14 protein-coding genes are annotated in these 15,212 nt (G+C 49.9%); 6 read left to right on the forward strand and 8 right to left on the reverse strand.

Annotated elements, in window-relative coordinates; all coding sequences use genetic code 11:
• Window positions 1–117: 117 nt before the first annotated feature.
• From IB196_RS13110 to IB196_RS13130, 5 genes are read right to left on the reverse strand one after another with little or no spacing between them, the layout of a single operon-like run.
• Window positions 118–708, reverse strand: coding sequence for an ATP-binding cassette domain-containing protein (locus IB196_RS13110; protein ID WP_040233622.1), 591 nt, complete (start codon window positions 706–708; stop codon window positions 118–120).
• Window positions 692–1,486, reverse strand: coding sequence for an ATP-binding cassette domain-containing protein (locus tag IB196_RS13115; protein ID WP_188232104.1), 795 nt, complete (start codon window positions 1,484–1,486; stop codon window positions 692–694). Before IB196_RS13115 ends, IB196_RS13110 begins: the two co-directional genes overlap by 17 nt.
• A complete protein-coding gene (locus IB196_RS13120) occupies window positions 1,480–2,292 on the reverse strand; it encodes an ABC transporter permease (protein ID WP_040233621.1) in 813 nt (270 codons plus the stop codon). The genes IB196_RS13115 and IB196_RS13120 overlap by 7 nt, the downstream gene beginning before the upstream one ends.
• Window positions 2,282–3,256, reverse strand: coding sequence for an ABC transporter permease (locus IB196_RS13125; protein ID WP_040233892.1), 975 nt, complete (start codon window positions 3,254–3,256; stop codon window positions 2,282–2,284). Before IB196_RS13125 ends, IB196_RS13120 begins: the two co-directional genes overlap by 11 nt.
• Window positions 3,256–4,842, reverse strand: coding sequence for an ABC transporter substrate-binding protein (locus IB196_RS13130; RefSeq protein WP_040233619.1), 1,587 nt, complete (start codon window positions 4,840–4,842; stop codon window positions 3,256–3,258). The genes IB196_RS13125 and IB196_RS13130 overlap by 1 nt, the downstream gene beginning before the upstream one ends.
• A gap of 432 nt (window positions 4,843–5,274) precedes the next feature.
• On the opposite strand from IB196_RS13130, the gene IB196_RS13135 reads away from it, so the two are divergent.
• Window positions 5,275–7,362, forward strand: coding sequence for a TonB-dependent receptor (locus IB196_RS13135; RefSeq protein ID WP_005120392.1), 2,088 nt, complete (start codon window positions 5,275–5,277; stop codon window positions 7,360–7,362).
• Between the two features lie 102 nt (window positions 7,363–7,464).
• Complete coding sequence (locus IB196_RS13140; protein ID WP_040233617.1) at window positions 7,465–7,707, forward strand: helix-hairpin-helix domain-containing protein; 243 nt, start codon at window positions 7,465–7,467, stop codon at window positions 7,705–7,707.
• A 37-nt stretch (window positions 7,708–7,744) separates the two neighbouring features.
• On the opposite strand, the gene IB196_RS13145 is transcribed toward IB196_RS13140, so the two are convergent.
• The 3 genes from IB196_RS13145 to icd all read right to left on the reverse strand — a co-directional run bounded on the left by IB196_RS13145 (window position 7,745) and on the right by icd (window position 12,076).
• Window positions 7,745–9,673: a bifunctional diguanylate cyclase/phosphodiesterase gene (locus tag IB196_RS13145; RefSeq protein ID WP_182290598.1), complete on the reverse strand. Its 1,929-nt coding sequence runs from the start codon at window positions 9,671–9,673 to the stop codon at window positions 7,745–7,747.
• A 17-nt stretch (window positions 9,674–9,690) separates the two neighbouring features.
• Window positions 9,691–10,185, reverse strand: coding sequence for a molybdopterin-dependent oxidoreductase (locus tag IB196_RS13150; protein ID WP_040233614.1), 495 nt, complete (start codon window positions 10,183–10,185; stop codon window positions 9,691–9,693).
• A gap of 640 nt (window positions 10,186–10,825) precedes the next feature.
• On the reverse strand, window positions 10,826–12,076 hold the full coding sequence (gene icd, locus IB196_RS13155) for an NADP-dependent isocitrate dehydrogenase (RefSeq protein WP_005120987.1): 1,251 nt from the start codon (window positions 12,074–12,076) through the stop codon (window positions 10,826–10,828).
• 202 nt (window positions 12,077–12,278) lie between these two features.
• Here icd and rluE point away from each other — a divergent pair, with 202 nt between their 5' ends.
• The 4 genes from rluE to hflD are packed head-to-tail and all read left to right on the forward strand — an operon-like array spanning window position 12,279 to window position 15,209.
• Window positions 12,279–12,902, forward strand: coding sequence for a 23S rRNA pseudouridine(2457) synthase RluE (gene rluE / locus IB196_RS13160; protein ID WP_040233613.1), 624 nt, complete (start codon window positions 12,279–12,281; stop codon window positions 12,900–12,902).
• 9 nt (window positions 12,903–12,911) lie between these two features.
• Window positions 12,912–13,373 carry an NUDIX hydrolase gene (locus IB196_RS13165; RefSeq protein WP_005120989.1) on the forward strand — a complete coding sequence of 154 codons (462 nt, stop codon included), beginning with the start codon at window positions 12,912–12,914 and terminating at the stop codon, window positions 13,371–13,373.
• Window positions 13,374–13,426: 53 nt separating this feature from the next.
• On the forward strand, window positions 13,427–14,533 hold the full coding sequence (mnmA, locus tag IB196_RS13170; protein ID WP_155020953.1) for a tRNA 2-thiouridine(34) synthase MnmA: 1,107 nt from the start codon (window positions 13,427–13,429) through the stop codon (window positions 14,531–14,533).
• 34 nt (window positions 14,534–14,567) lie between these two features.
• Window positions 14,568–15,209, forward strand: a complete 642-nt coding sequence (hflD, locus tag IB196_RS13175; RefSeq protein WP_005120991.1) for a high frequency lysogenization protein HflD — start codon at window positions 14,568–14,570, stop codon at window positions 15,207–15,209.
• Window positions 15,210–15,212: the final 3 nt, after the last annotated feature.

Below are 15,212 nucleotides of genomic sequence, written 5' to 3' on the forward strand. Positions count from 1 at the left end.
TTGTCAATTTTTTAATACAAATAGCCAAAATTTCACCCTCAAATCATTTGCGAGTGAAATGTTATAATATAACGCACCAATTAAATCAATAGACCAGCTGCAAGCCCTTGTCTCATTTTACGCTACAATGAGTTTGCTGGAACAAAGCTGATCAAGCAGGGCCTGCTGATGGCTGATAATCAGCATAGCCAATGGCCGACGCTGACATTCTTCAAGCAGCAGCGCCCAGATATCCCGTTGGATAGAGGGATCGAGCTGCGCAGTTATTTCATCGGCAATCAGAAAACGCGTACGCGGGTCGAGCGCCCGCAGGATGGCAATTCGCGCCAGCTCACCGCCCGAAAGTTGTCCGGGACGACGCGTTAACCACTCCGGCTTAATATGCAGTCGGGCAAGCGTTTCTGTATCTGGCCGCCAGGCATCATGAACCGCATCACCGGTACTCCGCCTGGGGTTAAAGGTTAATTCCGGATGCTGTGGTACGAGCTGCACCGGGCAATATTGATGGCGCGGCAACGGTTGGCCATCAACCAGAACGTCGCCGGATGTCGGCTTTTGCCACCCCGCAAGCACACGTCCCAGCGTTGTTTTTCCGGTTCCACTGGGTGCACAAATCCCAATGCGCTCCCCTGGTGACAACGAGAACGAGAGATTTTGCCACAGTATTTTACCTCCCTGACGAATGAACACATCACGACAGCACAGCATAACGCTCTCCAAAAAGTTGATTTCTTTCGGGCAGCGCTCGCCATTGCCGTTGCAGGTGTTCACTAATTTCACCGCGCAAAAGCTGTTCCCGACTGACATTATCCGACACCGTTCCTTGATGCAGCGCGACAATGCGATCTGCGTGACGTGCAGCCAGAGTGAGATCATGTGTCACCCATAAAACGCCCGCGCCCCGCTCGCACAGGCCGCGTAGCTGTTCCAGCAGTTGATTTGCCAGAGGCGCATCAAGCCAGGCGGTAATCTCATCAGCAAGGATATAACGAGCCTGACTGAGCGCGGCATGACACGCCAGAATGCGTTTGGTCATTCCTCCCGAAAGCTGACGCGGGAAAGCCTCTAACACGGTTGTTTCCAGATGATGACGTTCGAGCAAGCGTTCAATTTGCCCTGCATTCCACGCCTGACCGGAAAGCTGGCTGGCTCTTCGTAAATGCTTTTCAATAGACAGCAGCGGATTCAGCGCCTGCACACCTTGCGGAACATAACTAAACGTATTGCCACGGCATGCCCTGATGTCATTGTTATCCAGCATTTTTCCATCAAGGGTGATATTGCCATGAAAGCGCAAATTTTCCGGCAACAGATCGAGTAAGCATTGCAGTAGCAGGCTCTTACCCTCACCGCTCCCCCCCACTAACGCCACCATCTGGCCCGGCGCAACATCAAAGGAAACATCCTGCAGCAACGAGGACCATTTTTTTGCGCCGTACCAGCGATAACGCGCCACTTCCAGCGACATCTGCCGCAAACTCAACATGTATCACCCCTCAACCATAAACGATGTACCGCCCGGGCAAGTTGATCAAATAGCATCACAAGGAGAAATAGCATCAGCCCTGGAAACAGCACCAGCCACCAGTCGCCATGACTGATAAACCGCAGCGCATCTGCCAGCAACAGTCCCAGCGAAGGTTCGTGGGGTGCCAGCCCGAAGCCAAGGAAACTTAACGCTGCACTGTGCAAAACCGCATGAGGGAACATCAGCAACGTTCCCGTTAACCACTGGGGCAATAGCGCAGGTAAATAGTGATGCCGCCAGCAGTAAAAGTGGCCATGTCCCAGTCGCCAGGTGAGTGTCAGGTAATCACTGTGGGCAACGCGTTCCGCTTCAGCACGTAAAATCAATGCCAGCCGCGGCCAGTGTGTGAGCGCAACCGCCATAATCACCCCGCTTTTCCCACCGCCCAACGTAAAACAGATCAAAATCAGCAGCAGAAGGTGCGGCATGGACAACATCGCATCGGTGATCAGACGCATGGCGACATCCAGGCGTGGATGCAAACGGGAAGTCGCCGCCATCAGTAACGCAATGAATCCGCTGCACAGCGCCGCGCCAATGCCGATTTGCAGGCTGGTTAGCGCCCCCTGAAAGCAACGAACCCACAGGTCGCGCCCCAGATTGTCGGTACCAAACCAGTACAGCGAATCAGGCGGAAGATGACGAGCAAGAAGATTCACGGTCAACGGATTATCCAGCGTGGCCGCGCCATATACTGCAATAAATAACAGGCCGCTCACGGACAGCAGAAGACGAACAAGCGTCGGCGTCGGGTTATAGAGCATCAGGTCGCTCCAGCGCACGATTCAAAACATGGACAAACCAGGCCGAGAGAGAGTTACCAATAAACACCAACACGGTACTGAACAAGACAATCCCCATCAGTAACGGCAGGTCACCGCGTAATCCGGCATCGATGGTAGCCTGCCCCAGCCCCGGATAGGCAAAAACTTTTTCAGCCAGCAACGCACCGCCCAACAGTTCGCCCAACGAGGCAAACTGTAGACATAGCGCTGGCGTGATGGCGTGTCGCAGAACCTGGTGACGCAACAGAGACCACCCCTTGTCACCCTGCGAACGCGCAAAGCGGACAAATTCGCTTTTCATCACGCTGGCGATACTTTCCCGCGTGTGCAACGTAATTTGCCCCAGCCCCAGCAGGCTAAGTGCGCAAACAGGGAGAACCAGATGGCGCAGACGTTCAGTCAGCGTTGCCATATCGCTGTTATTTCCCGGTTCCCACGCACAACAGACCGGGAACAGCGGCCAGCGCACCGCAAATACCGCCAACAGCAGCATGCCAATCCAAAAGGTCGGTAAGGAAGAAAGCAGATAGCTAAGTCGGCAAATGGCCTTATCCGGCCAACGGTTCAGGTAGCGGCCGGCAACAAACCCCATTGTCGTTCCCAATATACCGGAAACCAACCACGCTCCGCTCAGCAGCGCAAACGAGGTCGCAAACCGCTCCTGAATCACGCTGGCGACAGGGGCATTAAACAACATCGAATAACCAAGGTCGCCCTGTAGCACGCGGAAGAACCAGTGGAAAAAACGCTCCCACAGTGGTTGATCCAGACCCCAACGCGCAGCAATACGTGCATATTGCTCCGGCGGAACATGCAGCAAATCGTTGCCAATATAGGCACGGATTGGATCAACCGGTGAAAAGCTGAGCAAGATGAAAGTGCCAGCCGCGACCAGCACTAACAACACTATCAGCCGTAATACATGGCCTAAAACAGACTTCATCAACGGCAGGTCCAGGTCCATTCATCAAGATTGTTGAGCAATGACCAGCTGCCGTGAATTTCCGGTGCACCTTTGCCCAGATCAATGCACGGATTCGCCAGATAGGTGTGCTGAATATTCAGCAGCCATGCCCATGCGGCATCCCCTTCTACGCCTGCACCTTGTTTACCATCCCACTCAACCTGTTGCCAGAAAGGCAACGCTTTTTGCCAGTCTGGTGCATCAATGGCCTGCTTGAGATGTTGCTCGACCACCGGATTGCTGTAGTAGCCCGGGTTGTAATACTCCACACCTGCCGCCTGCCCACTGTAGTGATGGAAAAGCTCCATCGGATCCAGACTCCCCCAGCCGAACAGCGTAGGATTAGCATGCATATGACGTTCAACGGTTTCCCAGCTACCCGACTGCAGCGACACTGCAATGCCTACCGGCTCCAGCATGGCGCGCACAGCCTCGGCTAAATCACGACGGGTACTGTCGCCGCTGGCATACCACAACGTCAGACGCGCCTCTTTACCGTCTTTCACTCGTACTCCGTCTTTGCCCACCTTCCAGCCGGCCTGATCCAGAATCGTCCGGGCTTTTTCAGCGTCGCCATCTTTGAATGCCACCGAAGTCCCCTGCCATGGCAACCCCTGAACCGCGCTATACGCGGGGATCGCATGACCTTCCATAACCTGCCCGGCAAGCTGCTTACGGTCAATGGCGTAGTTGATCGCACGCCTGATAGCTATATCGGCTGTAATATCGTTCCCAACCGGATAACCATTAGCATCTTTCTTCCCAGCCGGAACCATTGGGAAAACAATACCGCGGTTTTCTACACTGTCGCGAACCCACAGTTTTAAATTCTGCTGTGTGGGTGCTACCGCCATCGACGGCGCAATACGTACCAGTCCCAGTTGGCCACTACGCGCTGCGGCGTATGCGTTATCCTCATCGAGGAATACAAACACTAGCCGGTTGAAATCATTCTTCTTACCGGCATACCACGGGTTTGCTTCCACGATCAGTTGCTGCCCCGGTTGAAAGCTCACCAGGCGGTAAGGACCTGCGCCAATCGGATTTTTGGCAAATGTTTTTTCGTCATATTGTTTTGCCGGAACAATACCTAACGAACCGAGCACGTTCACAAAAGTGCTCTGCGGATGGCTGAGCGTAATTTCTGCCGTGCGGTTATCTATCACGCGGGCATGGGTGAAATTCCCCATGTCAATTTTTCCACCACTTTTTGCGGCTTTGTTATAGGTGAAGACCACATCTTCTGCCGTTAGCGGCGAACCATCAGAGAATTTGAGATCGGGCTTAAGCGTCAGCGTCCAGGTTTTGCCGTCGGCACTGGTCACCACTTTTTCCGTCAGCAGGTTTCCCCAGCTCATATCCGCATTTTGCTTTAACACCGGTGCATGCAACAGCAGATAGCTGCCATGACTCCAGCCCAACATCGGGTCAAATCCCTCCGTCGGCTCGGGCCCAATGGCCAGTTTTAGCGTCTGGCCTTTGTCTGCATTTTGCGCAGCGAGGAGTGGCGAGGTTAATGCGAGAGTCAGTGCGCACGTCAGCAGTGCCAGCTTGCCTTTAATCATTCTCTTATCCAGATTTACGTTATTTTTATCGCGTTTAACGAACAATTTACGTTAGACGGTCTCCTGGGGAAGGGATTATGGCGGACAGTAATGCCGAAAAAAATGATACAGCGCAGAAAAGTATGACGATTTTTAAAAAACATCATACGACTTTCTAATACCCGGTACTTTCACCTTTCACTTCACTGAAGTGGCTAAGCAAAATCACCGTATTTATTCGGCTTTATATTAAATAAGAAACAATAGTTGCAGGAAAAACTATTCACCCGTTTCGGTTTTTACCTACCTCAAATTCATGACAATTTATGTATATTTATTAAAGAAAGACACAGTAAGTGACAAGTTATGTAAATATATAATGATAATTATTTGTATTATCATTTTCATCAATTATCTTACTGCCTTTGAATTTTTAACAAAGGAAGTTTGACTATGCGTTTAAAACCTGTTGCCTCTGTCGTTCTGTCCTGTATAGGGTTTACCAGCCCCTTTGTCTTCGCTGAAGACGTGATGGTAGTAACCGCTTCTGGTTACGAAAAAAAGATCACCAACGCGGCTGCCAGCGTTTCCGTTATTTCACAGCAAGAGTTACAAACCAATAAATATAACGATTTAGGTGAAGCTCTGCGTTCTGTGGAGGGTGTGGATGTCGAAAGCAGCACGGGTAAAACCGGCGGTCTGGAAATTAGCATCCGTGGTATGCCCGCCAGCTATACCCTGCTCTTGATTGACGGTATCCGTCAAAATGGAAGCAGCGACGTAACACCGAACGGCTTTTCGGCCATGAATACCAGCTTTATGCCTCCACTGGCAGCAATCGACCATATTGAAGTGATCCGCGGTCCGATGTCGACGTTATACGGTTCCGATGCCATTGGCGGCGTCGTCAATATCATCACCAAAAAGAGCACCGATAAATGGAGCACGTCCATTAATACCGGCGTTAACCTGCAAGAAAGTAATAAATGGGGTAACAGTACGGTCGCCAACTTCTGGTCAAGCGGCCCATTGATCGCCGGTGTACTGGATATGCAGGTTCGCGGCAGTACCACGCAGCGTCAAGGCTCCAGTGTCACTTCGCTGAGTGATACCTCTTCCACCCGCGTGCCATATCCTACGGAATCTGAGAATTACAATATCGGCACTCGCCTGGACTGGAAAACCAGCGACAGCAATACGTTGTGGCTGGATCTCGATTCCGCCAGACAACGCTACGATAACGATGATGGACAGCTTGGCAATCTGACCGGCGGATATGATAAGACGCTGCGTTATGAACGTAACAAAGTGACGCTCGGCCACGATACCGCATTAACATTTGGCACCTGGAAGTCCTCTGTGGGCTGGAATGAAACCGAGAACAAAGGCCGCCAGTTGGTCTCCTCGGCACTGACACCAGAGAACGCGAGCCGGGCTGGCGACGCGCGTGAACTGAAGAACACCAACGTTATTCTGGATTCCATGCTGCTGACGCCGTTAGGTGACTCGCACCTGTTGACTCTCGGGGGGGAATACTGGGATGCCCGCATGAAGGACGGTGTCGTGCTGGCCAATACCGGAGAGACATTCCACCAGAAAACATGGTCGGCCTATGCTGAAGATGAATGGCATATCCTCGATTCTCTGGCCTTAACCGTGGGGACACGCTATGAACATAACGACGTCTTTGGCGGGCACCTCAGCCCACGTGCCTATATGGTCTGGGACGTATCCGATGAGTGGACCCTCAAAGGTGGTGTCACAACGGGTTATAAAGCGCCATCGCTCAGCCAACTTCATAACGGCATCAGCGGCGTAACGGCACAGGGAACCGTCAATACCGTCGGGAACCCGAACCTTAAACCTGAAGAAAGTACCAGTTACGAAACCGGGCTTTACTATGAGAATGACGCTGGGCTGAACGCCAACGTCACGGGTTTCTATACTGAATACAAAAATAAAATCGTTTCGTATTCTATCGATGATAATACCAACAGCTACACCAACAGCGGTAAAGCAAGAACCGATGGTATCGAGTTTGCCAGCACATTCCCACTGTGGTCGGACTCGCTGAGTTTATCTCTCAATTACACCTATACCCAGAGCAAGCAAAAAGATGGCGAGAATAAAGGCGCGCCACTGAGTTATACCCCGAAACACATGGCGAACGCCCGTCTGAACTGGCAGGCAACGGAAGATATGAACGCCTGGCTGAGCGCTCGCTACCGCGGTAAGGCTCCACGCTATACGGAGAATTACGACAACCTCAGCGCCGTCCAAAAGGCGGTGTATGACGACAAAGGTGCAAATTTAAAAGCCTGGACCGTTCTGGACATGGGGATGTCTTATAAACTGACCAAAGAACTGACGCTGAATACGGCGGTGAACAACGTGCTGGATAAAGACTTTAGTGACGTCACGCTGTATCAGGTCGGCCGCAATAGTACTTATGCGGGCGACTACTATCAGACTGCACAATCCACGACCGGATACGTCAACCCGGGCCGTAACTACTGGGTATCCTTAAACTACCAGTTCTAGTTTTGCTTACCTCTGTTGGCCAGGCTATAACTGATAGCCTGGCCGCTATCAGTGTGTATTCGTAAGCGGATTGTCAGTATTGCGCATAGGTAAGGAGAGACAATGCCCTTTTCAACCACTGAGCGTCAGGCACTTCTGTCATTAAAAGGCGTTGGCCCCAAAGTCATCGAGCGGCTTGAGCAACTTGGTTTCCACTCGCTTGCCGATCTCAAAAACTCTACTGTCGACGATATTACCCAGCAAGCAGCGTCGATGGTCGGCTCGACGTGCTGGAAAAACAGTCCGCAAGCGAAAGCGGCAATTGCCAACGTCTTAGCGCTGGCAAGTGCGTTGTCGTTACGCTGATTTAGCGTATCACCAGGGCACGAGGAACGGGCGTTATTTAACCGTTTCTGATTTTCCCATTGATACCCGGCTGCGGTTTACCAAACAGATACCCTTGCGCGAAGTCGCAGCCCAGAGCCTGAAGGCTCGCCAGCTGTTCCTCTGTTTCGACACCTTCTGCAACAGCTTTCATGTTCAGCGATTTCGCCATACCAGTGATAAGCCTGATGATATTAAGGGCGTCTTCCTGTGTAGATATCGAATGCACAAAGGACTTATCTATTTTGATTTTATCGAAGGCAAGCCGACTTAGTCGCGAAAGAGAAGAGTATCCGGTACCAAAATCATCGATGGAGATTTTTACTCCCAGGGCTCTGAGCTTGTTAAGCGTATTCATCGGCGTATTGCTCTCCGTAAAGAGAGAGGATTCCGTCACTTCCAGCTCGAGACGGTCTGCCGGAAGTCCGGTTTCTTTCAGAATGGACAGCACGATTCCGGCAAAGGCCTTGCTGCTTAGCTGGACAGGTGAAACATTGACTGAAATTTTAACCGGTACCGCCCAGGAAGCCGCTTCCCTGCAAGCAATTTCAAGCACTGATTTTCCCATCTCGTTAATCATTCCTGTTTTTTCAGCAACAGGAATAAAACTATCCGGCGACAGAAGTCCTTTTAGCGGATGTATCCAACGAATAAGGGCTTCATAGCTGTAAATTTCCTGGCTGAAAGAATCGACAATAGGCTGATAATAAACCACGAACTCTTTATTCACTATGGCCATTGCCATATCATGCTCAAGCGTTCTGCTTTCTTGCAGCTTTTCTAACATCCGCTGCCGGAAGACTTTTATTTTACCCGAGCCTTCATTTTTCGCTTCATAAAGCGCCAGATCGGCAAATTTATAAAGATAGTCGGAACGGCGTTCAGTTTCTGAGATAACAATACCAACACACGTGGTTATATTTATAATTGCGTTATAAATAGTGTAGGGTTGGTTGATAAAATCACATATTTTTTGGGCTCGGGAAACGGCACGACTCTCTGTCAGACCGCTCGAAAGAAACGCAAACTCATCGCCGCCTAAACGATATAGCGTGTCTGAACCCTGGCTCATAGAAATCAAACGATGGGATATCTGGCGTAATAACATATCACCGGCATCATGACCATACGTATCATTTACCTCTTTGAATCGATCTAAATCAAACAACATCACCGTCACAGAGTCATTGTTTTTCTCTGCCATCTCGATGATTTTATTTAAATCCCCCCAGAATAACTGGCGATTATTCATCTCGGTGAGAGAGTCGTGATAGACGTCATACTCCAGTTTTGCATTCTGGATCTGCAGTTTTTCTTTAGATTCCTGGAGTTCCTCAGCAAGGCACTTAACCTGGAGATGTGCTCTCAAAATGTTTCTGTTCTGAAAAAAAATCAGAATCCCCAGTATCGCACTCAATATTATAAGCAATACTGAAGTAGCTGAATAAATATAGTACAGGGTTTGAATATTAGTATTAGTATTATTAACCGAGCTAACATCTTTATCTAACGCACCGGATGAAAGACGGGCTAGCGGTGCATCAAGCGTATGCATTTCTTTCAAATATGCCTTGAGTTCTGAACGGTTCATTTTCTCAAGATGAACATCCAGATAATTAAGCATTTTTTGAAACTGTATAGCCAGTTCATAATGCGCTTGATTGCTCTCTATATAATGTCCTAAATCACCTTCCTTTATTAAATCGCTCTGGCTGAGCATAATATCGAGACGCAGACGCACAGCATCAAGCGTTATCGTATCATCACTAATGTAGAGACCAAGCCACGATTCAAATCGGTAATATTCTGATACCATTTGAACAGCAGACCATGAGTCGGTGTAGTGCGTCAGTTTCTGTAACTCTTGTTGTCTTTCGTGCACAAGGAAAGATATATATCCGGTAGATATAAAAAGGAAAAATATAATGCCAGCCAGTATTCTGTTCATGATGGTCCTCTGAACCCCTACTCAATTTTCATTGAGCTGACCTGCCATGCTGACCTTGAATAAAAAATCTGATTATTCAGTTCAGGAATGCTGTCATAGGGATACACGATGAATAGTGGGCCTTTATCACGGATGCGCATATATTCTCCGTTGATTTTTAGAGCAAGAATAACATTATATTTCTTGAAATCACTGAGCGGGATAACGGTGGTGTAGTCATTGAGCGCAGTGACCTTAACAACAGAACCTTTTGCCCCGACATAATCCATGAGCTTTTGCAGTGAGATACCCGTAAAGGTAGTGCGTCCATTATACCAGGGTGAGGAGGTCTGGAAACTTATCGCGCCCAGATTCTCGAGACTGGTGATATCAAAAACAGCTTTCCCATCTTCATTGGTATTTTCTATATTACCGGACACTGTTAAAAGGACTTTACCGACAGGCTTGGAAAGTTCACCAGCCCAGACCTGGGTAGTGACGACAAAGCTTAACAGCATGACAGTTAACCGCATTCTAACCTCACCAATCTATCGAATGTAAGAGAATTATAATTTAGTTATTATGCTATTTACACATGCAGCCCAGCGATTATTGATAATGCAAGCTCACTCATCTTTTAATTCATTAAAATCAAAGAGTTAACCTAATTTTATTTTTTGGTATTGTTTAAAAAAGGCCATTACTGTTATTTGAGACACAGTAAATTTCGCTACTACCGTACAAAAAATAAGCCGCCTGTTCAGGCGGTAAAAATAAACACACATAAATATAAAGGTCTATTTTTTCGAGCAACGGCAGGATATTATTTTTCCAACCGAGGCTTCGCCCCCTCATCGAATGTGTGCCGCGCAATGAATCACCAGGATCTGTTTTTTCTGCTCATCCATAAAAAATATGATTGCTTGCTGGGTAGAGATATCCTGGCAAGAACCGCCCCATTGAACTTACAGCACAGGCCAGGCGTAAATATCAATTTGTGTTCGCCAACACTAATCACAAATACCATGAGGGTATAAAATACAAATCTGGGGTGGTAAACCCTATATTCGCTTCGAGCCGCGGCAGGTTTATAGCTGTATTAATCGCCATCGAATTTCATTAAAAAAAACGGGAACCACCCGGCTCCCGTTCTCACACAACCCAGAATCTGGATTACATGTTTTCGATGATCGCGTCACCAAACTCTGAACATTTCAGCAGCTTAGCGCCGTCCATCAGACGTTCAAAGTCATAGGTTACGGTTTTCGCGTTGATCGCACCGCTCATACCTTTAACGATCAGGTCAGCCGCTTCTACCCAACCCATGTGGCGCAGCATCATTTCTGCAGACAGAATGATGGAACCTGGGTTCACTTTATCCTGGCCTGCGTACTTCGGTGCAGTACCGTGGGTTGCTTCGAACAGCGCACATTCGTCACCGATGTTGGCACCCGGTGCGATACCAATACCACCAACCTGTGCTGCCAGAGCATCAGAAATGTAGTCACCGTTCAGGTTCATACAAGCGATAACGTCGTACTCAGCGGGACGCAGCAGGATCTGTTGCAGGAACGCATCGGCGATAACGTCCTTAACCACGATCTCTTTACCGGTTTTCGGGTTCTTGATTTTAACCCACGGACCGCCATCGATCAGTTCACCACCGAATTCTTCACGCGCCAACTGGTAACCCCAGTCTTTGAACGCGCCTTCGGTGAATTTCATAATGTTACCTTTATGAACCAGGGTAACAGAATCACGATCGTTAGCGATGGCGTACTCAATCGCTGCACGAACCAGACGCTTGGTCCCTTCTTCGGAACACGGCTTGATACCGATACCGCAATGTTCCGGGAAGCGGATTTTCTTCACGCCCATCTCTTCGCGCAGGAATTTAATCACTTTCTCAGCATCAGCGGAGTCAGCTTTCCACTCAATACCCGCATAGATGTCTTCTGAGTTTTCACGGAAGATGACCATATCGGTCAGTTCAGGATGTTTAACCGGGCTTGGGGAGCCCTGGTAATAACGAACCGGACGCAGGCAAACGTACAGATCAAGTTCCTGACGCAGTGCAACGTTCAGAGAGCGAATACCGCCGCCAACTGGGGTGGTCAGTGGGCCTTTGATGGCAACACGATATTCACGAATAAGATCAAGGGTTTCAGCAGGCAGCCAGACGTCCTGGCCATAAACCTGGGTGGATTTCTCACCGGTGTAGATTTCCATCCAGGAGATTTTACGCTCGCCTTTATAGGCTTTCTCGACAGCAGCATCGACAACTTTGATCATCGGTGGGGTTACATCAACGCCGATACCGTCGCCTTCAATGAACGGGATAATCGGATTTTCAGGAACGTTGAGTTTGCCGTTTTGCAGGGTGATCTTCTTACCTTCCGCCGGAACAACTACTTTGCTTTCCATTCACCTCTCCTTCGAGCGCTTCTGGTTCTGCTCGTCTGTCATCGCGCTGCATGTGCGTTTGCGTCCTGCTGCACGAATGCGTTAGAGCAACTTTTTGTTAATGTTTTGTAATGAGCATGTCAATACTACCCTAATGTTCGCCGCCATGAAAGACACTCGTTCTTAGGCTATAATGCGGCAATTGATATAATCTGAAAATACCATGCAAAAAACTTCTTTTAGAAATCACCGGGTTGAGCGATTCAGCTCACGACAAGTCACCAGGCAGCGTAAAGAAAACCAGCCAAAACGCGTGGTTTTGTTCAATAAACCCTACGATGTTTTGCCACAATTTACTGACGAAGCAGGACGCAAAACGTTAAAAGATTTTATTCCCGTGCCGGGAATCTATGCTGCGGGCCGACTTGACCGCGACAGTGAAGGGCTTTTAGTGCTGACCAATGACGGTGCGCTGCAGGCCCGCTTGACGCAACCCGGCAAACGTACGGGGAAAATCTATTATGTTCAGGTGGAAGGCGAGCCAACACCCGAAGCGCTGGACGCTCTGCGCACCGGCGTAACGCTGAACGACGGCCCCACACTGCCCGCAGGTATTGAAGTAACAGAGGAACCCGCATGGCTGTGGCCGAGAAACCCACCTATTCGGGAGCGGAAAAATATCCCTACCACCTGGCTGAAAGTCACCTTATATGAAGGCCGCAATCGTCAGGTACGTCGCATGACAGCACACGTCGGCTTTCCTACACTGCGGTTAATTCGTTATGCGATGGGGAATTACACGCTGGACAATCTCGCTAATGGTCAATGGCGGGATGCAACTGTATAAGGAACAGGTATGTTTAAACCGCACGTCACCGTTGCCTGCATTGTGCATGCAGAAGATAAGTTTTTAGTCGTTGAGGAAACCATCAACGGCAAAGCGTTGTGGAATCAACCCGCCGGGCACCTGGAAGCCGATGAAACCCTGGTGCAGGCCGCCGCTCGCGAGCTATGGGAAGAGACAGGTATCCACGCGCAGCCACAGCATTTCATTCGAATGCATCAATGGATTGCCCCAGACAAAACGCCCTTTTTACGTTTTCTGTTTTCTATCGAGCTTGCCAATATGTGCGCTACCGAACCTCATGACAGCGATATAGACTGCTGTCGCTGGGTCAGCGCAGAAGAGGTTCTCTGCGCGCCAAACCTGCGCTCACCGTTGGTTGCCGAGAGTATTCGCTGCTATCAGAGCGGACAACGCTACCCGCTGGCGATGATCGGTGAATTTAACTGGCCGTTTACAGAGGGTGTCAAGTAAGGGGCTGCGTGCTAGAATATGCCGCCTTGAAGTTCAATGTCGTGAGTATTCCTATGTCTGAAAGCCCAAAAAAAGTGATCGTCGGCATGTCCGGCGGTGTCGATTCCTCCGTTTCTGCCTGGCTGTTGCAACAACAGGGTTATCAGGTAGAAGGCCTGTTCATGAAGAACTGGGAAGAGGACGATGGCGAGGAATATTGCACAGCGGCCGCCGACCTTGCGGATGCGCAGGCTGTCTGTGACAAACTCGGCATTGAGCTACATACCGTCAACTTTGCCGCAGAATACTGGGACAACGTCTTTGAACTGTTCCTTGAAGAGTACAAAGCGGGTCGTACGCCGAACCCGGATATTCTGTGCAACAAAGAAATTAAGTTTAAAGCCTTCCTCGAATTTGCCGCTGAAGATTTAGGTGCCGATTACATTGCTACTGGCCACTACGTGCGTCGCGCGGATGTGGACGGCAAAAGCCGCCTGCTGCGGGGACTCGATGGTAACAAAGACCAGAGCTACTTCCTCTATACCCTCGGTCATGAGCAGATCGCACAAAGCCTGTTTCCGGTAGGTGAACTGGAAAAACCACAGGTCCGTAAAATTGCCGAAGATCTGGGTCTGGTTACTGCGAAGAAAAAAGACTCCACCGGTATTTGCTTTATCGGCGAACGTAAATTCCGCGAGTTCCTCGGTCGTTACCTGCCGGCACAACCCGGCAAGATCATTACCGTTGACGGTGAAGAAATTGGCCAGCATCAGGGGCTGATGTATCACACCCTGGGTCAGCGTAAAGGTCTGGGTATTGGCGGAACAAAAGAAGGTACCGAAGATCCATGGTATGTCGTGGATAAAGACGTCGAGAACAACATTCTGGTTGTGGCTCAGGGTCATGAACACCCGCGCCTGATGTCCGTTGGCCTGATTGCACAGCAATTACATTGGGTCGACCGTCAACCGTTCACCGGCGCCATGCGCTGCACAGTGAAAACCCGCTATCGTCAAACCGACATTCCGTGCACCGTTAAAGCGCTGGATGCTGAACGTATTGAAGTGAGTTTTGACGAACCCGTCGCGGCGGTAACACCGGGTCAGTCGGCGGTCTTTTACAACGGTGAAGTGTGCCTCGGCGGCGGTATTATCGAGCAGCGTCTGCCTCTGCCGGTATAATTATTTACACATTTGATACAAGGAAGCAGTGAACGTGGCAAAGAATTATTATGACATCACCCTCGCCCTGGCAGGCATTTGTCAGTCGGCACGCCTGGTGCAAGAACTGGCGCACCAGGGGCATTGTGATGCCGATGCATTACACGTTTCACTGAACAGCGTCATTGACATGAATCCCAGCTCTACGCTGGGTGTGTTTGGCGGCAGCGAGGCCAACCTGCGTCTCGGCCTGGAAACACTGCTCGGCGTGCTCAACGCCAGCAGTCGTCAGGGGCTGAACGCGGAACTTACCCGCTATACATTAAGCCTGATGGTGCTGGAGCGTAAGCTTTCAGCCGCCAAAGGCGCTATGGACACGCTGGGAGACCGTATCAACGGCTTGCAGCGCCAACTGGACCATTTTGATTTGCAGTCAGAAACGCTGATGAGTGCGATGGCAGGCATTTATGTTGACGTCATCAGCCCACTCGGCCCGCGTATTCAGGTTACGGGTTCTCCGGCCATTCTCCAGAGCCCGCAGGTTCAGGCTAAGGTTCGCGCTTCGCTGCTGGCTGGCATTCGCGCTGCCGTGCTCTGGCATCAGGTTGGTGGAGGCCGTCTGCAACTCATGTTTTCTCGTAATCGCCTGACGACTCAGGCAAAACAAATTCTTGCTCATTTAACCCCGGAGTTGTGATCT

Source organism: Citrobacter sp. C6_1 (assembly GCF_014596835.2).
GTDB classification, from domain to species: domain Bacteria; phylum Pseudomonadota; class Gammaproteobacteria; order Enterobacterales; family Enterobacteriaceae; genus Citrobacter; species Citrobacter pasteurii.